Annotated in this window: 19 protein-coding genes and 1 riboswitch; of the genes, 17 read left to right on the forward strand and 2 right to left on the reverse strand. The window is 45.6% G+C overall.

What is annotated here, in order from left to right; translation table 11 throughout:
* Positions 1-12: 12 nt before the first annotated feature.
* Positions 13-918 carry a CsgG/HfaB family protein gene (locus tag SALPA_RS13970; RefSeq protein WP_145095093.1) on the reverse strand — a complete coding sequence of 302 codons (906 nt, stop codon included), beginning with the start codon at positions 916-918 and terminating at the stop codon, positions 13-15.
* Between the two features lie 215 nt (positions 919-1133).
* On the opposite strand from SALPA_RS13970, the gene SALPA_RS13975 reads away from it, so the two are divergent.
* From SALPA_RS13975 to SALPA_RS14000, 6 genes are all read left to right on the forward strand, one after another.
* Positions 1134-2234: a hypothetical protein gene (locus SALPA_RS13975; RefSeq protein ID WP_145095096.1), complete on the forward strand. Its 1101-nt coding sequence runs from the start codon at positions 1134-1136 to the stop codon at positions 2232-2234.
* Positions 2235-2248: 14 nt separating this feature from the next.
* Positions 2249-2905, forward strand: coding sequence for a YkgJ family cysteine cluster protein (locus tag SALPA_RS13980; RefSeq protein ID WP_145095099.1), 657 nt, complete (start codon positions 2249-2251; stop codon positions 2903-2905).
* Positions 2906-2964: 59 nt separating this feature from the next.
* A riboswitch (FMN riboswitch) is annotated at positions 2965-3115 on the forward strand.
* A gap of 112 nt (positions 3116-3227) precedes the next feature.
* Positions 3228-3869 carry a 3,4-dihydroxy-2-butanone-4-phosphate synthase gene (ribB, locus tag SALPA_RS13985; protein ID WP_145095102.1) on the forward strand — a complete coding sequence of 214 codons (642 nt, stop codon included), beginning with the start codon at positions 3228-3230 and terminating at the stop codon, positions 3867-3869.
* A gap of 218 nt (positions 3870-4087) precedes the next feature.
* Entirely contained in the window at positions 4088-4558 is a 471-nt protein-coding gene (locus tag SALPA_RS13990; protein ID WP_145095105.1) for a universal stress protein, read from the forward strand.
* A 193-nt stretch (positions 4559-4751) separates the two neighbouring features.
* Positions 4752-5462 carry an ATP-binding protein gene (locus tag SALPA_RS13995; protein WP_145095108.1) on the forward strand — a complete coding sequence of 237 codons (711 nt, stop codon included), beginning with the start codon at positions 4752-4754 and terminating at the stop codon, positions 5460-5462.
* Between the two features lie 265 nt (positions 5463-5727).
* Positions 5728-6078, forward strand: coding sequence for a hypothetical protein (locus SALPA_RS14000; protein WP_145095111.1), 351 nt, complete (start codon positions 5728-5730; stop codon positions 6076-6078).
* A gap of 35 nt (positions 6079-6113) precedes the next feature.
* Here SALPA_RS14000 and SALPA_RS14005 read toward each other — a convergent pair whose 3' ends face one another.
* Positions 6114-6722 (reverse strand): ferritin family protein, encoded by a 609-nt coding sequence (locus SALPA_RS14005; protein ID WP_145095114.1) that lies wholly within the window; start codon positions 6720-6722, stop codon positions 6114-6116.
* A 270-nt stretch (positions 6723-6992) separates the two neighbouring features.
* On the opposite strand from SALPA_RS14005, the gene SALPA_RS14010 reads away from it, so the two are divergent.
* From SALPA_RS14010 to SALPA_RS14060, 11 genes are all read left to right on the forward strand, one after another.
* On the forward strand, positions 6993-8681 hold the full coding sequence (locus SALPA_RS14010; protein ID WP_145095118.1) for a sensor domain-containing diguanylate cyclase: 1689 nt from the start codon (positions 6993-6995) through the stop codon (positions 8679-8681).
* A gap of 264 nt (positions 8682-8945) precedes the next feature.
* Entirely contained in the window at positions 8946-9119 is a 174-nt protein-coding gene (locus SALPA_RS14015) for a DUF362 domain-containing protein (RefSeq protein ID WP_145095121.1), read from the forward strand.
* A 140-nt stretch (positions 9120-9259) separates the two neighbouring features.
* Positions 9260-9943 carry a Crp/Fnr family transcriptional regulator gene (locus tag SALPA_RS14020; RefSeq protein WP_145095124.1) on the forward strand — a complete coding sequence of 228 codons (684 nt, stop codon included), beginning with the start codon at positions 9260-9262 and terminating at the stop codon, positions 9941-9943.
* A 476-nt stretch (positions 9944-10419) separates the two neighbouring features.
* Positions 10420-12000: a phosphoglycerate dehydrogenase gene (serA, locus tag SALPA_RS14025; protein WP_145095127.1), complete on the forward strand. Its 1581-nt coding sequence runs from the start codon at positions 10420-10422 to the stop codon at positions 11998-12000.
* A 143-nt stretch (positions 12001-12143) separates the two neighbouring features.
* The gene (locus SALPA_RS14030; RefSeq protein WP_186451071.1) at positions 12144-13307 is read left to right on the forward strand and encodes an FAD-binding oxidoreductase; all 1164 of its coding nucleotides are present in this window, start codon (positions 12144-12146) and stop codon (positions 13305-13307) included.
* Positions 13307-14575 carry a (Fe-S)-binding protein gene (locus SALPA_RS14035; RefSeq protein WP_145095133.1) on the forward strand — a complete coding sequence of 423 codons (1269 nt, stop codon included), beginning with the start codon at positions 13307-13309 and terminating at the stop codon, positions 14573-14575. Before SALPA_RS14030 ends, SALPA_RS14035 begins: the two co-directional genes overlap by 1 nt.
* An 11-nt stretch (positions 14576-14586) precedes the next feature.
* Complete coding sequence (locus tag SALPA_RS14040) at positions 14587-15963, forward strand: FAD-binding oxidoreductase (RefSeq protein ID WP_145095136.1); 1377 nt, start codon at positions 14587-14589, stop codon at positions 15961-15963.
* 39 nt (positions 15964-16002) lie between these two features.
* Positions 16003-16188, forward strand: coding sequence for a ferredoxin family protein (locus tag SALPA_RS14045; protein WP_145095139.1), 186 nt, complete (start codon positions 16003-16005; stop codon positions 16186-16188).
* A 26-nt stretch (positions 16189-16214) separates the two neighbouring features.
* The gene (locus SALPA_RS14050) at positions 16215-17351 is read left to right on the forward strand and encodes a 2-oxoacid:acceptor oxidoreductase subunit alpha (protein ID WP_145095142.1); all 1137 of its coding nucleotides are present in this window, start codon (positions 16215-16217) and stop codon (positions 17349-17351) included.
* Positions 17352-17364: 13 nt separating this feature from the next.
* A complete protein-coding gene (locus SALPA_RS14055) occupies positions 17365-18183 on the forward strand; it encodes a 2-oxoacid:ferredoxin oxidoreductase subunit beta (RefSeq protein ID WP_145095145.1) in 819 nt (272 codons plus the stop codon).
* A 1-nt stretch (position 18184) separates the two neighbouring features.
* A complete protein-coding gene (locus SALPA_RS14060; protein ID WP_145095148.1) occupies positions 18185-18706 on the forward strand; it encodes a 2-oxoacid:acceptor oxidoreductase family protein in 522 nt (173 codons plus the stop codon).
* The last annotated feature ends 15 nt before the right edge of the window (positions 18707-18721 follow it).

An 18721-nucleotide genomic window follows, 5' to 3' on the forward strand; every position in this document is an offset into this window, starting at 1 on the left:
TAGGAATAGGGGTTAAAATACGTGTTTTCCCGACCAGCCAAGGCCTAAAAATCCCCGGGGTTTTTTCCTTAATTTTTTGATCACGGCATCCCCGGACTGGATAGAGCTCCGTACTTCCTTACCATCATCTTTAGTTTTTAGCCTGGTCACACACATAGTATCTAAAACCTCAATAACTTCCAGTTCACCGATATTCCTTTTCATTACCATCAGTTCACCGGTAACAGGATGTCTGATCGCATTGCTTGCGCCGTTGACTTCCAAGACGTCGCCGGTAGACACATTGTCATTTGTACCCAAGTCAATGATATATTGGCCGCCTTCAACTTTAATCACGTAGCCCTGCAAGGGAATAAATTTATAGATTTTCCTAACAGAGTCATAGGCAGCTTCCGAAAGTGCAGTGTTAATATCTTCGTTATAGTTAGTAATAGCGGTTTGATCAGACCAGGCAATTTGCCCGTTCTTTACATTGACTAATTTAAGAGTTAAGGTAACATTGCAGGTTGTGGTACCTTCAATCCATTCGTTGCGTTGGTGCTTTTTATTATAATAATAGTGCCCTGGTTCTTTGGTAATATTGCTGTTTGCTGATCCAAGCAGTAAGTAATCCAAGCCCAGAATACCACCTAGTTCGGTAGCAGTTGCTTCGTCAATGAAGCCTTGGGCGCTGCGCTTTTGTTCGGCAAATACGCGTGATAATTCAGTTCGCTCGACCACAGTGCAAGATTTTAAGTTTACCAAATCAGCAGTAATCATTTCGGCAGCCATTACCCCGAATTGATTATAAGGACTGTCATTTTTTAAAGGCAGAACACCAATTTTTTTAGAAGTATTCGCGCCAGCTGACGCTATGTTCGCAGACAGTGTAATAAAAACCAAAATCAATATGATTCCCAAAATACCTTTCCGTACCATAAAAGCCTCCTCATCCAACGCTCCAAAATATGTAATATGTTGTTTTATATTGTGTTATATTTCATTTTTTTCAAACAAAATCCTTCATGCGACAGTCAATTTATTCTTGTAATCTGAATAAAATGCAAATATTTATTGCTTTTGTTGTTTTCTCGCGATACACTGACATTGGATTAGCAATACTTATTGGTATAGCTATTGCAGGAGGATATTGGATGAATTTTCTTAGATTTTTTGTAGTGGCCGCGTTGTTTTGGGCAGTTCAATGTTCGGCTGTATTCGCACAGGAAGTTGTAGTTGATGGTCGTGGTATTTCCCGTGAGGCGGCAATCCATGACGCGCTGCGCCAAGCTGTGGAACAAGCGGTCGGAACCCTTGTTAATTCACAAACACTAGTACAAAACTATATGGTACTCAGAGATGAAGTCTATACCAAGTCCCAGGGGTTTGTCAGTGATTATTCTGTTTTAACAGAAAAATGGCTAAATGGTGAGGTTGTTGTCCAAGCCAGGGTAACTGTTGATGCCCAGCCCAACTCTAATCTGATGACAAAATTGCAGCGCCTAAAGCTGATTGATGTAGGTCTGCGTGACCCTCGCATTGGTGTTGTCATTACTGAGCATTACGTACGGCCGATCCCAGATCCGGCAGCCGAAACCGCGATTATAAACCAATTGGCTGAGGCCGGTTTCCGACGAATGGTAGAGCCCGGACAACTGGCTCGTATCCGCCACTCGGATGCGATTAAAGCGGTTATTAACCAGGGAGATGCTCTGGCTGCTGTTCGTCTGCTGTCCAATGAGCCAGTCGACTATTTAATTGTTGGGGAAGCGTTTGCCGAATATGCTGGGGCCGATTCCGGGTATAATGTGATGTCATGCCGGGCACGGGTTGAGGCCAGACTGATTAAGGTTGATACTGGTGAAATTATTGCCGCGCAAGGGTTTCATAGTGGTGGGATTGATATAACTGAATTTACAGCAGCCAAAAAATCCCTGAATAACGCCGGAAAAGCGGCAGGCAAGTTTTTTGTCGATAAGCTAATGGCATATGCTGCCAACCCAGAGAAAGGACTCCAGATTAAGGTGGTATCAGCTAATGATTATGCGGTAGTAAATTTATTAGGCCGCTTGCTCAGACAACAAACTGGTATTACCAATGCCTTTTTACGGGACTATCAACAAGGAACAGCTATGTTTGATGTTAATTATTCCGGATCGCCGGATGTTCTGGCAGAGCAACTGGCGGGAATGACTGAGTTGCCGGTAAAAGTGATCGAAATTAGCAATAGTGTGATTGTGGTTAGTGTGAAGTAAAATTAGCGAGGGGAATGGTCAAACTGAAACTATTTTTCAACAAGGAAAATGAAGTAGATATTAGTGGCTTAAGCAATAGAGCCACAGTGCAGGAATTTTTCGATGCTGTCGATGAATTTTTCCTTGAAAATCCACTGCCATGCGGTACCTGCAAGCAACATTGCTGTAAAGGCCGATTCAAAATCAATATGGACAGTATTAGTGCTAAAAAACTGTCTAAAGGAAAGCTTGAACGCATAATTCCCAAACTGTTTGTTGACGTGGGCCAAAATAAACTAGAGATATTTCTTCTTGCCGGGAAAAAGAAATGCCGCCACCTGGATGGATTGTCGAGATGTCTTGTTTACAATGAGCGACCGGCAAGCTGCCGAACTTATATATGCATTCCGCAAAGTCCGTGCTATAAAATCCTTGATGCGTCGATTGTTGCCGAGATGCATCATGCAATGCGCGCCGTATATCTTGATGCGGTAATAAAAGACCCGGCAACGCCGCTGGCAGCTATTGAGCCGGCAAAAACATTGCGCGAAGAAATAGTAAGCGCCAGCATAGCCTACGGTTGCAACAATTATAGCGAAATTCTGATTAAGGATTGTGTAAGAGCTGATTTGGGGCATTCCAATGTGTCGCCAGAGGAAGTCCGTTTGTTTCATGAAATCATCAATCAGTAATTCTGAAAGACTGATTATATTGACAAATAATGGTCGAAGAGTATAATAACAGATATGAGACTTATTCTCAGGGCGGGGTGCAAGTCCCCACCGGCGGTATCCCGGTTTTTTACCGGGGAGCCCGCGAGCGCTCTTCCTGCTTGGGAAGAGGTCAGCAGAACTGGTGAAATGCCAGTGCCGACGGTATAGTCCGGACGTAAGAGGATAAGGCGGTCAGCATCAATACAAGGAACCGGAGGTTCTATTGCCTTATCGTTCAGTCGCTGTCTGTCTATTGCCCTGATTTAGTAAGTCCTACTATTAGTTTAGGAGGCGCATTACTTTGAATCAGAATTTGTTAAGTCAATTTGGCAATGCAGAGGAGCGGGTGGCAAGGGCGCTTACTGCTCTCAGCAATGGTCAGGGTGTGTTAGTAACCGATAACGAACAGCGGGAAAATGAAGGTGATATTTTCTTTGCTGCCGAGTCGCTGACAACAAAGCAGATGGCGATGTTAATTCGTGAATGCAGCGGTATAGTTTGTTTGTGTCTGCCGGAGGAAAAAACCCAGGCATTAGCATTGCCGTTAATGGTGGATAACAATACAAGTAGTTTTCAGACCGCGTTTACCGTTTCTATTGAAGCGGCTGCAGGCGTTACCACGGGTGTGTCAGCTGCTGACCGGGTTGCGACTATAAAAGCGGCAATTGCTGATAATGCTTGTTCCCAGGATCTGCGCCATCCGGGGCATGTTTTCCCTTTAAAAGCCAAGCCAGGCGGGGTATTAGAACGACCGGGACATACAGAAGCCAATGTTGACTTAATGCGGCTTGCCGGTCTCAAACCATATGGCGTACTGTGCGAACTGACAAATCCGGATGGAACCATGGCGCGCTTACCGGAAATTGTGGCTTTTGCGCACAAGAACCATATGCCAGTGGTCACAGTAGATGATTTGATAGATTACCGCAAATTGCGAGAATGAGGCATATTTTAAGAGACTAATCAGCCCTCCAGGTTTTTTACCTGGAGGGCTTTCTAATGCAATTCGTAAGAGTCTAGGTTAATGTATGAATTCATCTTGCTATTTACAGAAAATTGAGGTAGCTTTTACACTGAAAAAAGGAATATGGATAATCTGTGGCGAATTACTTTGTGGCGAATCACTTTAAGGTGTAAACTAATAATACGGAGGGTATTGCTGTGAAGAAAGATATTCTTGTTCCTTTTGATGGCTCAAAAAATGCCATTGAAGCATTACATTGGGCTGTTACTATCGCAAAAGCGCTGCAGGAAAAAATTATTGTTTTGAATGTTCAATCCAGCTTTCATACTGTTCATACTAAAATATTCTTCAATGAAAATACCATTCGTGACTATCAGCAACAACTTTTCCAAGAGATAATTGTGTCGGCCAAAAAGATATTGGAAGACTCAGGTGTAGCATATGAACTAAAACTAAGAATCGGTGATGCTAAGGATCAGATTTGCCAAGAAGCAGGGATTGACGATACGGTCGAAGCAGGCAGTTGTTCACCAAATGGTGTGCGGATGATCATAATGGGATCCCGCGGAATGAATCCGATGCTGGGTGGGGTACTTGGCAGCGTCAGTTACGGTGTAGTTAATGTTGCTCAGTGTCCTGTGACCATTGTTCCGTATTCTTGTCTGTGAATAACCGGAAAAGTATAGCAAAATAGTACGAGTAGAAAGAAGCATTTCTTTGTTGCCAAACAAGATCTGCTTTTTTTGATAGGGTCAATCAATTGCTTCTGTGATTCTAATCACTGATAAATAGCTGGATTTGGTATATCCTCTATTTAGAGATAAAAAATATAGTTCAAATAAATTATGGAGGAGAAAAATTATGCTACGGAAAATTGTTACAATCAATGAAGAGAAGTGCGATGGCTGTGGTCTTTGTATTGGCGCTTGTCATGAAGCGGCCCTGCAGTTGGTTGATGGAAAAGCTAAATTGGTATCAGACAACTTGTGTGATGGCCTGGGAGCCTGTTTGCCTGATTGTCCCCGCGGGGCCATCAATATCATTGAGCGAGAAGCACCTGCCTTTGATGAAGGAGCTGTTCAGCAGCATATTGCCGGCAAACTTCCGGCCAGTTCACCGCAAATGCCCTGCGGCTGCCCGGGAAGTATGGCCAAAGAGCTCAAAAAACCAGCCGTAACTAGCCGGAATGAGCCTGTTGCCGCTGGTTCCCAGTTGCGGCAATGGCCATGCCAATTGCAGTTAGTACCAGCAAATGCTTCTTATTTTAATGATGCCCACCTGCTAGTGGCGGCTGATTGTGCAGCTTATGCCTATGCAAATTTACATGCTGAGTTTATGCATAACAAGATTACTGTTATTGGTTGTCCAAAACTGGATAAGGTCAATTACGCCGCCAAGCTAACCGAGATATTGCAATTGCATAACATCAAAAGCCTTACTATAGTGAGAATGGAGGTTCCTTGTTGCGGCGGCTTAGAAAATGCCGTTAAAGAGGCATTAGTGCAGAGCGGCAAGATGATTCCTTGGCGTGTTGTGATAATTGGTACAGATGGTACTATTCAGGAAGATTGATTAGGTGGCTATAAGTAGTGGGAATTTCGGCGATGGCTGGAATTCCCACTACGTTTTTTCCCTAACAGAAAGGTTAGCTTTCTTAAAATCAGGATAAGGCCACCATCGACTTCCGCGCTCGCCAAGGGCTCGACAAAAGTCGTGTTTTCTTTAGCAGGATTTATTGGTGCAAGTAAAGAAATACTAGAATGAATGCTTGGTAGTTTAATAACGTAGCAGCTGTGGTTGCAGAATTTAGGGGTATGTTTTCCAGGAGGTAAATGTTGTGGCCAAAATTCAAAAAAATCTTAGTGACAGCGATATGTTTAAAGGCTGGCATGAACAACCAACCTTTGAGACCGAGATTGATGATAAACCTGTTCGGCTGTCGGTCAAGCCGGCGAAGCAAGATTCAGCAGCAGACATTAACAGCGCCTACTTTACACCAGAGCTCCAAGAGTCGGTAGGCAAAGCGCTGCTTGAGCTCAAACTCAATCTTTACAAGCAGGGAATTGTGGATTATCAAATAAAGGTTTCTTGCCAGGGCAACCAGGTAATGTTAACAGCAGTACCGGCTAAAGCTAAAACTAAGCCGGAACCAAGTGGAAATCGGCCGGTACAACGCGGCGGTAAGTAAAAAAGGATAGGCAAAAACCTATCCTCTTTTACTTACTAGTCGTGTTCCAGTGGCGGTGGTTCATGGGTGAGATCAAATAATGCTGCAGTAAATACGGCAATATGTTCTTTTTCCTCGTTCATTAGGTGACAGAATAATCGTTGAACGGCAGGCGTTTCGGCAGCTTCCATGTATCGTTGATATTTATTAGTAGCCTGGAATTCATCATTGAGGGCTTTGGTCAAAAGAATTACGGTCGGCATCTTCTTGCGATCTGGTGGGTCAATATGGATATCGTCGGCTTCACTTTCTTTGAGGATGGCTGCCTTGGTTTTCGGTTTAAATAATGGCCGGGTCATTAACAGCATATCAAGACCCGCGTCGCTGAGCATTTGAGCCTGTACGGGGTCTAAACAGGAAATTTCCCGCATAATTTCCACAAAGTGCTTCATTTCATCCTCAGCCACGTCCAGAAACAAACAGGGCAAACAGGAAGCCCGTGCGGCTTCCAGGTAAAAGGCAATAGCATTACGCTCGTCGGCGGCAGCATCCCGTAGCAGCAATAAATCCGGATGATTGGGGCAAACTTCTGTAGGACATTCCTGGTCGGCTGTTGTAAGAATTTTAGGTTTAGACGATTTTTTATAAGCACGGAACAAAGCCATACTACATGCACCTCCCAATATTCTTATATATTCTATGTCGGGAGGAATTAGAAGTAATCTTGGCAGGATATTAGGTAGTGGTATCAAAAATGATAAAGCAATAATGACTGAACAAATTCAAATACGGGAGCTATTTGCTATGCAGACAGCCATATGTATCAGGACAAGTATCCCCATGGTCAAGCCAGATGTGAACACATTATCAAGACGATAGCACATATCCGGGGAGTAAGAGTAAGCTAGCGGAGGCACCATCCAAGGGGGAGTAATATGCTAAAAATAGGTACAACAGGTAAGTACATAAAGTATCTGGTAGTTGCAGCTATACTGCTACCGTTAATTTTTATTGCTGAAATTGCTTATGTGGAAAGGCAACAGACACAAGACAGTAGTCAGGTACAGATTAAAAATCTTATCAACCGTAGAGCTGAGGCTGAAAATGCCTGGCTGTCAAGTCAAGCAGCTTATGTGAGAGGTATTGCAAAACTGAGTGCACGTACTGTTGATGAGCCGGAGATTGTGAATAACGAATTTCGCAGTTTTCTTACTGCTGAGTTTAGGGCCCTTGGTTATGCGGGGAATGATGGGAGAATTAAGGTTGATACCAGTGGCAGTAGTGGTCGCGATATCTCTAGTCGAAGCTTTTTTGCGGAAGCGATTGCCGGGCGGGAATTTACAGGCCGGGTATCAGGTGCTGACTGGCAACTGGACGAAGAAGTTATCGTGGTAGCTGTGCCTGTTACTGCTAGTGGAGCGGTAATCGGTGTCATTTATGGCGTTATTCCCCAGGAGACAATTACGGCAGTGATCGAGAAGCTGGTACCTGCTGGTGGCGGTGAGCAGCAGGAGATTGGCCGCTGGCTGGCATGGCTGGGAGGAGTATATTTCTTAGGAGTCATACCACTATTACTGTTGGTCTACTTGCTGCGCCACCACCAGCCGGTTGCCAGCAATAAACGGTCAATAGGTAAAGCGCCTGTTAATAGGCCAAGACCGTCGCGTGCCGGGGACCAAGAACCGGCGGCAATAAGAAAAAAGTTTGCAGATGCAACAGCCGTGGAGACTCCGGAAACCATTGCCGTCCGAAAAATAACGGAGATAATTGCTGCTGACAGGGCTGAGCCGATACCTGCCACGAAAGAAAAGCCTGTAGAGGCTACAACAGTAGAAACTGCTGCTGTCAAAAAAATAGCCGAGATAAATGCTGCGGAAATAGTTGAGGCGGCACCGGCTGCGATGATTGACAGAGTGCGGGCGGTCGCAGCCTACAAAGGAACAGGAAGAGAGTCCGCAACTAAAAAAGTTCCTGTTATTTCCCAGGAGCCTGAGAAAATAGCAGTACCTGTATCAGAGCTGGAGCCAAAACCGGAAGTAGAGCGAAGGTCGATGCCGGCTGTATCCTTGAAGGCGATTCCCAGTGAAGGACAAGAACCAGTACCAGAGCTTACGCCAAATTTGCCGGCTATTGATGATCTGACAGGCTTATACACCCAAGCTGCATTTGAGAAAAAAATAGCTGCCCAACAAGAGCAGCCTGATAGTGCGATTATTGTACTTAGTATTGACGGGATGAAGGTAATTAATGATTTTTTAGGCAACCTGGCGGGTGATACTCTTATTAATGTGGCTGCTGACATTCTCAAAACAGTTGCCGGTCCTGCCTGTACAGCCGCCCGTATCGACGGTGACCGCTTTGCTGCGTTGCTTACCAATGTTTCGACAGAGGTGTTTGAGGATTTCAAAAAAGATATCAAATACTATATTGATCTTCATAATTTACGTCAACCGGAGCTGCCACTGAGTATAACCACCGGAGTTGCTGCGGCCAAGCAGGGGGAAAGCCTTACGTCAGTCTGGGAGAGGGCTGACCGTGATATGGAAACTCGCAAAGCCATTAACCGGGTCGAGGCCCGCAAATTTATTATGATGTCAATTAAACGACAGCGCCAAAAACCATGAGTAGTATTATTAAATACCCCGCCGCAGCGGGCTGGTTGTGCTGTGAACTTATCATAAAACGCTTGTTTTTCGATATTTAATTAGATCATAAAATGCAACAATTTCCTTGCTTGCAGTTTCCTAAAAACAGGCCAAGTTGTAGATACTATTAGGTAAGCAGGCAATAACCAATCTATGATTTTTGTCACAGACTCACCGGATTGTTGTAAAGTATAATTAATGTAGGCCGTGGTAAGACGGCCGCAAATAAAAGGAGGGAAAAATATGGCCTATAAAATTAGTTCCGAATGTGTCAAATGCGGTGCCTGCGCGCCGGTTTGCCCGGTAGACGCTATTTCAGAAGGCGATGATCAGTATGAAATTGATCCGGATATTTGCGTTGACTGCGGTTCTTGTGCAGAAGTTTGTCCGGTAGGCGCCATTAGTTCAGGTGAGTAATAGTTTTGCCTGATGTGATAAAAGTCCAGCTTGCGAGCTGGACTTTTTCATATATAATAACTATAAGTGAGTCTTTAAGCAACTTGGTCACCGGATAAATGTGAGTGGAATGCTTTGGAGATGCGAGAGGAGAGATTTACGTGCCGGAGTTGGAATATTTGAGAAATATATCGATTTTTGAGGAATTGCCGCCAAATGATTTGGCGGCCATAGCGGAAGTTACTATTGAGCGGCGCTACAAGAAAAATATGATTATTTTTATGGAAGGCGAGCAAGGTGAGGGATTTCACTATATTAAAAGCGGGAAGGTCAAGATTGTCCAGATATCGCAGGATGGCAGAGAACATATTATTAATATTCTGGGACCAGGGGAGGTTTTTGCTGAAGTACTGCTATTTAACCACGGCTCCTATCCCGCTACTTCAGTTGCTATCGAGGACTCTGTTATCGGCATGATAAAAAATAATGACCTGGAAAACGTAGTGACCCAAAATAGCCGTATTGCACTGCATATTATCCGGGTGATGAGCAGAAAGCTAATTGATGCGCAAAGAAAGATAAAAACCTTAGCGCTGTCAGATACCCTTTCCCGTACCGCCCAAATTCTTGTTCGCTTATCTCAGCAGTATGGTCAGCCAGTTGCTGGTGGTGTTCAGATTGCTGTTGATATGACGCGTCAGGATTTAGCTAATTTGGTGGGAACAACCCGCGAGACTGTGAGCCGGGTACTGAGTTCTATGAAAAAAGATAAAGTTATTGACTTTGCTGAGCAGCAGATTATTATTTTGGATGAAAAAAGGCTTGATCGTTATCAGGAAAGATAATGCTTGTAAAAGACAAGGGAGACAAGGATAGTCTTACGGAAGAATGCCCTTGTGAAAAATACACTTGACTTACAGTTTCACACACGGTATAATCATTTCAACGTAATATTCAACATGATGAACAGGAAGCCAAATGTAAGGTGCTCAGAGAGACGGCGGTTGGTGCGAGCCGGTCCACCGAACAGGAAGGTTCCGCCTGGGAGTGACTGGTGAAGAATCAGAATGGGATCCGCCCAATATAGCGGCTAAAGTTGGCCGAAAGGCAACATGGGTGGCAACGCGGGAATAGTTCTCGTCCCTGGAGGGATGGAGAACTTTTTTATTTTCGCTTATGGTACACCTATATTGTTTCCACGGTCTAAGCTGGGTGGCAACGCGGGTTAAAAAGCTCGCCCCAATGTTCATGGGGTGAGTTTTTTATCTAACTAATGCAACAACAGGTCCCAAGGGCAGAGTATAAAAATGGAGGTAAGATTATGAAAGTATTAGTTTCTGAACAGATTGCACAAAAGGGTATTGAAAAACTTACGCAAGAAGGTGTGAGCGTTGATGTAAAGGCAAACCTCTCGCGGCAGGAACTTTTGCAAATTATTGGTGAATATGACGGCCTTATTGTTAGAAGCAACACCAAAGTCAATGAAGAATTATATCAACACGCTCCCAGGTTAAAAGTGGTGGGACGTGCGGGTAATGGTGTCGATAATATTGAAATGGAGGGAGCTACCAAACGCGGCATTGTCGTTGTTAATACCCCTGAATCAAATGTTGTGTCGGCGGCCGAACTTACTATTGGTCTGATATTTGCAACTTGCCGCAACATTCCGCAGCTCCATAGCCGCCTTAAAGAGCGGGTGTGGGATCGTGCCGGTCTGAAAGGTATGGAACTTCAGGGTAAAACAGTAGGTATTGTGGGCTTGGGACGGATTGGCTCTCTGGTCGCAACGCGAATGAAGTCGTTTGGAATGAATATTATTGCCTATGACCCGTATATCAGTGATGCCCGCTTTAAAAAATATGGTGTAGAGAAGAAAGAAAAACTGGAAGAACTGATGGCGCAGTGCGATATCCTTACTGTGCATACTCCTAAAACGGAAGAGACATATGGTATAATTGGCAAAGAACAATTTAAAGCCGCCAAAAAAGGGCTGACTGTTATCAATTGTGCCCGGGCCGGAATTGTGAACGAGGAAGCACTCATCGAAGCCATGAAAGAAAAGATCGTCAAACGGGCCGGAATTGATGTGCTAGAGGGAGAACCTCATGCCACTTCCCCGCTGCTTGATCTTGACAATGTCATTGTAACGCCTCACGCTGGCGCTGACACGGTGGAGGCGCAAGATAATGTTGGCATTACTGTGGCGCAAGAGGTAATCTCCGCACTGCGGGGAGAAATAGTACCCAATGCTGTCAATCTTCCTACCTTGCCGATGCAGGAATTTGATACTGTAAAAGCGTATTTAAAATTAGGTGAGACACTGGGCAAGATGTACTATCAGCTGGAAAGAGAAGCCATTGAAAAAGTAGAGATTTTGTATCGGGGAGAAGTAGCGGCACTGGAAACCTCGGTTATCACACTTGCCATATTGAAAGGTCTGTTTGAGCCTGTACTTAAAGAACGGATAAATTATGTAAATGCCAATGTCATTGCAGACAGCCGGGGCGTTATTGTAACCGAAAGCAAAGAATCTACCGTCAAGAATTACCTGACATTGATTACGCTTAAGGTTATATCCAAGGATAAAGAGTTTACTATTAGCGGCACCACCTTTGGCAAAGGGGAACTGCGAATTCTTGAAATCAATGGCTACGAATTTGATGTTAATCCCACCCCTTATATGGTGGTGGCCGAAAACCATGATAAACCAGGTGTTGTCGGACAAATGGGAACCTTATTGGGGGTTGCCAAAGTCAATATTGCCACAATGCAGCTTGGCCGCAAGCTTACTGAACAACAAGCCATGATGGTGCTGGCTGTTGATTCCGTGGTTTCCCAAGAGACTTTGGATTTCCTCGGTGGTGTGGAAGGTATTTTACGGGTGCGTTTTGTAAAAATATAGCAGCATTATCAGACGGAATTTCGGCAATGGAACTTATAGTCTAATAACAAAGCAGCCGTACCGAAAGGTACGGCTGTCTTGTGAAAATAACTCACCTGGAGTACTTACAGCGTATAGAAATAGCTCTTAAAGGAGGTATTCACGTGAGTCAATCAGTATATCCTCAGTCTGTTGAGGAACTGCAGCTCGTGTTACGGACGGCATCTGATACGGGAAGCCTGCTATATGTTTACAGGCAAGGTAAGCCGGAAGGAATAACCATCGACTTGTCAAAGCTAGATGAAATTTTAGAAATTGATGCAGCTAACCTTGTCGCAACTGTCAGACCAGGTGTCAAATTAGGCATACTGGCCGGCAGGTTAGCCGAGCAAGGTCTGCGTTTTTTGCCTGCTGACACCCCATTTTACCAGGATAAAACAGTGGGACAATTATTTTATGAAGGCTGTTCTAACCTATCCAGCCTAAAGTACGGGAGTGCCAAGCATTTCCTGATGGGCTCAGAGGTTGTGCTGCCGACAGGTGAATTATTGAAAACAGGTGGAAAAACCGTCAAGAATGTTACTGGTTATGATTCCACCCGTTTTTTTAATGCCCCATATACCGATTATGGCATAACGGTTGCGTTTCTGCTGAAACTGCTGCCCTTACCTGAGACGCGTAAAGGTATGTCGATTACCTTTGCCGGCGTGGAGGAAATGCTGGGTTTTGTCAAAGAACTGAAGGAAAGCCAAATGGTTCCTGCCTACTTACTGTGGGTTGACCGCAAGGTGCAAGCTATATTTCAAAATGATCTGCAAGGGCAGCTTGTGATGCTGGAGTTTGATGGCGTGCAGGAAGACGCAGAAGAACAACAGCATAGGGCAATAAACCTTAGCAAGAAGTATCGCGGGACAATCCGGGAGTCCTATGAGGGGGGCGGGCAAATGCCGGCCAAGTGGGGCGAGCTCTATCGCTCTTCAGACAAGTATGTGTTAACAGATGAATATAAACTCGCTTTTACCCGGCAGGCAGAATTTATTAAAGCATTTTACGATATAACTGACAGCAGTGGAGTTCAAGCCGGTATGTTTGGTCAGGTGTCAGAAGGCAAGCTCAATATTGCTTTTGCAGCGGCTCGGCCAGACAATGCTTTTATTGAGGCAGTTGTTACAGCGGTTAAACACTCTGGCGGTATCTCTACCGGCAAATATGACCGTCTTACCGGCAAGGGCCCAAGCGGTATCCTAGCAGAACTTGAACAGCGGGCAAAAATTGCATTTGACCCAAAACAGATATTAAACCGCCTGATGTTACAGGAGGTCCAATAATGGAGCACAAGTACGAAGAATGGCAACAACAACTGGTGAAGTGTATTCGTTGCGGCACGTGCCGCTCTGTCTGTCCGGTATTTCAAGCCGCAGATAATGAAAATACTACAGCCAGAGGCAAGGTTAAACTATTAGAAGCTGTTAGTGAAGGGAAACTGACGCTAACTCCGGAACTACAAGCCCGAATGTCCAAATGCTTACTGTGTAAGGCGTGTGCCGCAGGATGTCCGTCAGGCGTAAAAACAGACGAACTATTCTTAAGCGCCAGGAGAGCGTTGGCTGCCCAAAATGGTCTGCCACTGGCGAAAAAACTGGCATTTACCGGTCTGACCTACCGCAAGCTATTTGATCTGGGACTCAAAATGGGTTCGTTATTCCAGGGTATTATTTTTAAAGACGCTCCTGATGGCCGGGGCAAGTTGGCACGGATTCCTTTGCCTGGTGCCGGACTTGGACAGCGGCGAATCATCCCCCCTTTAGCTACCACGCCCTTACGAAGCCGGTTACCGGAAATCAATAAGGTAGCTTCACCTAAGGCCAGAGTGGCGTTTTATACAGGCTGTATGCTTAATTATGTCTATCCCGACGCAGGTGAAGCCATTGTCAAAATTCTTAAGGCCCATGATGTCGAGGTGATTATTCCTGCTAAACAAAGCTGCTGCGGTACACCGGCCTTTACCTCTGGCGACTATCGGGTAGGACGGTATTTGGCCGAAGAAAATGTTAAGTTGCTAGCTGCCGGAAAATATGAAAATATCATCACCGGATGTGCGTCCTGCGGTGCGGCTTTAAAGCACGAGTATGGTGCGATAATTGAAGATCCGGAAGTAAAACAATTATGGGAAGAACTGTCGAAGAAAATAAAAGATATAACAGAGTTTGTTGTTTCTAGAGGAATCAAGCAGGATTTACGGGAGGTAAGAGCTAAAATTACTTACCATGACCCTTGTCATCTTGTTAGAGGTATGGGGGTGTCAAAGGAACCACGGCAGCTACTGCAGGCCATTCCAGGTGTAAACTATGTGGAAATGAAGGATGCTGCCAAATGCTGTGGTGCAGGTGGTACTTTCAGCATGGCTCACTATGATGTTTCCCGTACTATCAATGATTGGAAACTAGACAACGCTGAAGGGACCGGGGCCACAATTCTGGCAACAGGCTGTTCGGCATGTCGAATGCATATTACTGACGGCTTAGGTCAGCGGGGCAGCCACATGAAAGTAGTGCATACTGCCGAAATTATTGCTAAGGCTTATGGCCTGGATTAGGAGGCGAGAGGATGCAGCAACAAGTGATTATTGAGCTAAGACGTTTGGTCGGCGCTCAATATGTTATGGACCAGCTGGAAGATCGAATCTGTTACTCATTTGACGCCACCTTCCGGGACTTTCTCCCTGATGTAGTCGTTAAACCAGGTAACGTGGCCGAAATTGCAGCTATTGTCAAGTTAGCCGGGAGATATAATGTGCCGATAACGGCCAGAGGAGCAGCCACCGGCTTATCTGGTGGGGCAGTTCCGGTGAAAGGTGGAATTAGTCTTGTCCTAACCCGGCTTAACAAGATTATTGATATTGATACGGCAAACCGGGTGGCTGTAGTTGAGACCGGGGTGATTACCCAGGATTTTGTAAATGCCGTAACCCAGGCCGGTCTCTTTTATCCGCCTGATCCGGCCAGTGCTAAGACCTCAACCATCGGTGGCAATATTGCTGAATGTGCTGGCGGACCCCGCGGGGTTAAGTATGGCATTACCCGGGACTATGTGTTGGGGATGGAAGTAGTCTTGCCTGACGGCAGTGTAGTCGAATTAGGCAATAAATTTGACAGCGAGATGGCCGGTCCGGATTGGGGAATGCTGCTTGTTGGCTCGGAAGGAACTTTGGGTATTATAACTAAAATTTATCTGAAGCTTGTTGACAAACCAAGTGCCAAACAAACCCTGCTGGCTGTTTTCACCAGCCTGGATGATGCTGCCCGCACAGTAAGTGAGATGATTGCCTCAGGGACTATACCAACTACGTTGGAGATTATGGATAATCTGACAATTCGCGCGGTAGAGGATTATCTTAAGGTTGGGCTGCCGGTGAGCGCGGAAGCCATTCTTTTAATTGAAGTTGATGGTAGTGCGAAGGCCATCATCAAACAGGCTGAACATGTCATTAAGGTGTGCCAGCAATGCGGCGCGACCGAGATTCAGACCGCTTCCACGCCGGAAGACATTGACAAGTTGTGGCAGGCCCGGCGGGCTATTTCTCCAGCCTGTGGCAAGTTAAATCCGACGAAAATTTCCGAAGATGCCACTGTGCCGCGAAGCCAGATTCCGACCATGGTTCGTTGTCTGCGGGAGATAGCCCGGAAATACAACTTGAAGATGGTTATTTTTGGTCATGCCGGTGACGGTAATCTTCATCCCAATATTTTAAGCAATAAGCATGACCACGAAGAAATGGAGCGGGTAGAACAAGCGGTAGCGGAGTTGTTCAAGGTTGCTTTAGAACTTGGTGGCACGCTGTCAGGCGAACATGGCATTGGTTATATGAAAGCCCCATTCTTACAATGGGAGACAGGGGAAACAGGGTTCGCTGTTGGCAAAACCATCAAAAAAGTTATTGACCCGCAAGGGTTATTAAATCCTGGCAAGCTATTTAATGCCTAATTGCTGTTTGTCAGAAATTATTATATTGGAGGAACCAAAATGCTAAAAACTGTGCCCAAATATTGTAAAGGTTGTGGAATATGTGTTGAGCTATGCCCCAAAAAGGTATTAAAGCTTGATGAACTTGGCAAGATTGTCGTTAGCACACCTGACGATTGTGTTGCTTGTGGGCAATGTCAACTCAGATGCCCTGATTATGCTATCTATCTAACTACAGATAAATAATTGATAACGAACGGAGGAATGTACTTATGGCAAAAGCATTACTTATGCAGGGAAATAGTGCTTGTGCAGAAGGCGCGCTTGCCGCTGGAGCCAGGTTTTTTGCCGGCTATCCGATAACACCATCTACTGAGGTGGCCGAGTTGTTGGCCAAACGGTTACCGCAGGTTGGCGGTACCTTTATCCAGATGGAAGACGAAATTGCCGGTATGGCAGCTACTATTGGCGCAGCATTAACCGGAGTTAAGTCACTAACGGCTACTAGTGGTCCAGGATTTTCTTTAAAACAAGAATTAATCGGCTATGCATCAATGGCTGAGGTTCCTTGTGTCATTGTCAATGTGCAGCGGGTTGGTCCCAGTACAGGTCAGCCGACTTCACCGGCCCAGGCCGACATCATGCAGGCTCGCTGGGGGTCCCACGGCGACCGGGGTGTTATTGCGCTCAGTCCGTCCAGTGTGCCGGAATGCTACACGCTGACAGTAGAAGCATTTAATCTTGCCGAGCAATACCGTACACCAGTGGTACTGCTGCTTGATGAAATTGTAGGCCATATGCGGGAAAAAATCGAGATTCCCGACCAAGCTAGTCTGAAAATTGTCAACCGCAAAAAACCTACCTTGCCGCCAGGCGAGTTTCTTCCCTACAAGCCAGAGGCTGACGGTGTACCACCGATGCCGGCCTATGGTGATGGTTACCGCTTCCATGTTACCGGACTGGCTCATGATTATACCGGTTTTCCTAGTGGCGCTAACAGCACCTCTCACGAATTGATTGCCAGACTGCATACCAAAATCAATGATCATGTTGATGATATTGTTACTTTTGAAGAACAGAATCTTGACGATGCCAACATTGTCGTGGTGGCTTTTGGCGGCACTGCCCGTACAGCCTATGCTGCCATTGAAATGGCGCGTCAGCAGGGGATTAAGGCAGGCTTGTTCCGGCCGATTACCATTTGGCCGTCGCCCGAAAAACAACTTAAAGCTTTGGCAAAAAAGGCTAAAACTATCATTGTGGCCGAACTTAACTATGGACAATATGTTGGTGAGGTAGAGCGGATTGTTGCCGGTCAGGCCAAGGTTGTATCGTTAGCCAAATGGAATAACGAGCCAATCTCACCTGCTGAAATGTTAGCCGTTATTAAAGAGGAAAATGCCAACTAAGGAGGGAACAACCATGGAAGAATTATTAAAAAAATATTATCGTCCCAAACTGCCGCATATGTGGTGTCCTGGCTGTGGCAATGGTATTGTAACAGCCGCCATTGTCAAGGCAATTGATAAGCTTGGGCTTGATCAGGATAAAACAACGATCGTTTCAGGTATCGGCTGTTCATCGCGGGCACCCGGTTACCTGCACTTTGATACGCTGCACACCGCTCATGGCCGGGCGCTGCCATTTGCTACCGGGATTAAGCTGGCTAAACCTGATCACAAAGTTATCGTTATCAGCGGCGATGGCGATGCAACTGCTATTGGGGGCAACCATTTCATCCATGCGGCCAGACGGAATATCGATATTACGCTTATTGTATATAATAACAATATTTATGGCATGACTGGCGGACAATATTCACCATTAACGCCCCATATGGCTAAAGCTACCACGGCACCGTATGGTAATGTTGACCGGGCCTTTGATTTAGCTCAACTGGCTAAAGGCGCAGGCGCTACTTTTGTTGCCAGGTCAACCACCTATCACGCCAAACAGCTGTCCGAGCTTGTTGCCAAGGCCATCTTACATGAAGGGTTTTCGGTTGTAGAAGCAATGACAGGCTGCCCAATTTCTTTTGGCAGACAAAACAAGCTGGCAAAACCTGCCGCTCTCCTAGCCTGGCAGCGTGACAATACGATTTCCGTAGAAGCTGCCGCTAAGCTTCCACCTGAACAAGTGGCCGGTAAAATCCTCATTGGCCTGTTGCATGAGGAAGCTGCCCCTGAATATGTTACTGAATATGCCAAGGTCATCAAACAGGCGATGGGAGGGGGGCGTTAATATGATGGAAATCAGATTAAGCGGCTCAGGCGGACAAGGCTTAATTCTTGCCGGCATCATCCTTGCCGAGGCAGCCATTGACGAAGGTAAAGAAGCGATACAGTCCCAGTCTTATGGACCGGAAGCCCGTGGTGGTTCTAGTAAATCCGAGGTTATCATCAGCGATAAACGCATTTATTATCCCAAAGTAACCAAACCCAATCTGCTGCTGGCTATGACCCAGGAAGCACTGAATAAATATGGTGCAGATTTACAGGATGAAGGATTGCTCATTGTGGATAGCACACTTGTCCGGGAAATACCGCAGCGGTTTAAAAATGTCCATACAGTTCCCATTACCTTATTAGCGAAAGAGACATGTGGCCGGGAACTGTTCGCCAATATTGTTGCATTAGGAACAATCGCCAAACTTACGGGCGTTGTTAGTCTCGAGGCTATGGAAAAAGCCGTGCTTGCCCGCGTTCCTAAAGGTACTGAGGAAATGAACAAATTAGCTTTGCAAACAGGGTATCAAAAAGTATAAAATAAAAGACAATCT

This window comes from Sporomusa sp. KB1, from assembly GCF_007830295.1.
In the GTDB taxonomy this organism is placed as follows: Bacteria; Bacillota; Negativicutes; order Sporomusales; family Sporomusaceae; genus Sporomusa.

Coding starts and splice junctions, on each gene's coding strand:
- SALPA_RS13970 (WP_145095093.1), bottom strand. CDS start 918: ATGGTACGGAAAGGTATTTTGGGAATCATATTGATTTTGGTTTTTATT.
- SALPA_RS13975 (WP_145095096.1), top strand. CDS start 1,134: ATGAATTTTCTTAGATTTTTTGTAGTGGCCGCGTTGTTTTGGGCAGTT.
- SALPA_RS13980 (WP_145095099.1), top strand. CDS start 2,249: ATGGTCAAACTGAAACTATTTTTCAACAAGGAAAATGAAGTAGATATT.
- SALPA_RS13995 (WP_145095108.1), top strand. CDS start 4,752: ATGCTACGGAAAATTGTTACAATCAATGAAGAGAAGTGCGATGGCTGT.
- SALPA_RS14005 (WP_145095114.1), bottom strand. CDS start 6,722: ATGGCTTTGTTCCGTGCTTATAAAAAATCGTCTAAACCTAAAATTCTT.
- SALPA_RS14010 (WP_145095118.1), top strand. CDS start 6,993: ATGCTAAAAATAGGTACAACAGGTAAGTACATAAAGTATCTGGTAGTT.
- SALPA_RS14015 (WP_145095121.1), top strand. CDS start 8,946: ATGGCCTATAAAATTAGTTCCGAATGTGTCAAATGCGGTGCCTGCGCG.
- serA (WP_145095127.1), top strand. CDS start 10,420: ATGAAAGTATTAGTTTCTGAACAGATTGCACAAAAGGGTATTGAAAAA.
- SALPA_RS14035 (WP_145095133.1), top strand. CDS start 13,307: ATGGAGCACAAGTACGAAGAATGGCAACAACAACTGGTGAAGTGTATT.
- SALPA_RS14040 (WP_145095136.1), top strand. CDS start 14,587: ATGCAGCAACAAGTGATTATTGAGCTAAGACGTTTGGTCGGCGCTCAA.
- SALPA_RS14045 (WP_145095139.1), top strand. CDS start 16,003: ATGCTAAAAACTGTGCCCAAATATTGTAAAGGTTGTGGAATATGTGTT.
- SALPA_RS14050 (WP_145095142.1), top strand. CDS start 16,215: ATGGCAAAAGCATTACTTATGCAGGGAAATAGTGCTTGTGCAGAAGGC.
- SALPA_RS14055 (WP_145095145.1), top strand. CDS start 17,365: ATGGAAGAATTATTAAAAAAATATTATCGTCCCAAACTGCCGCATATG.
- SALPA_RS14060 (WP_145095148.1), top strand. CDS start 18,185: ATGATGGAAATCAGATTAAGCGGCTCAGGCGGACAAGGCTTAATTCTT.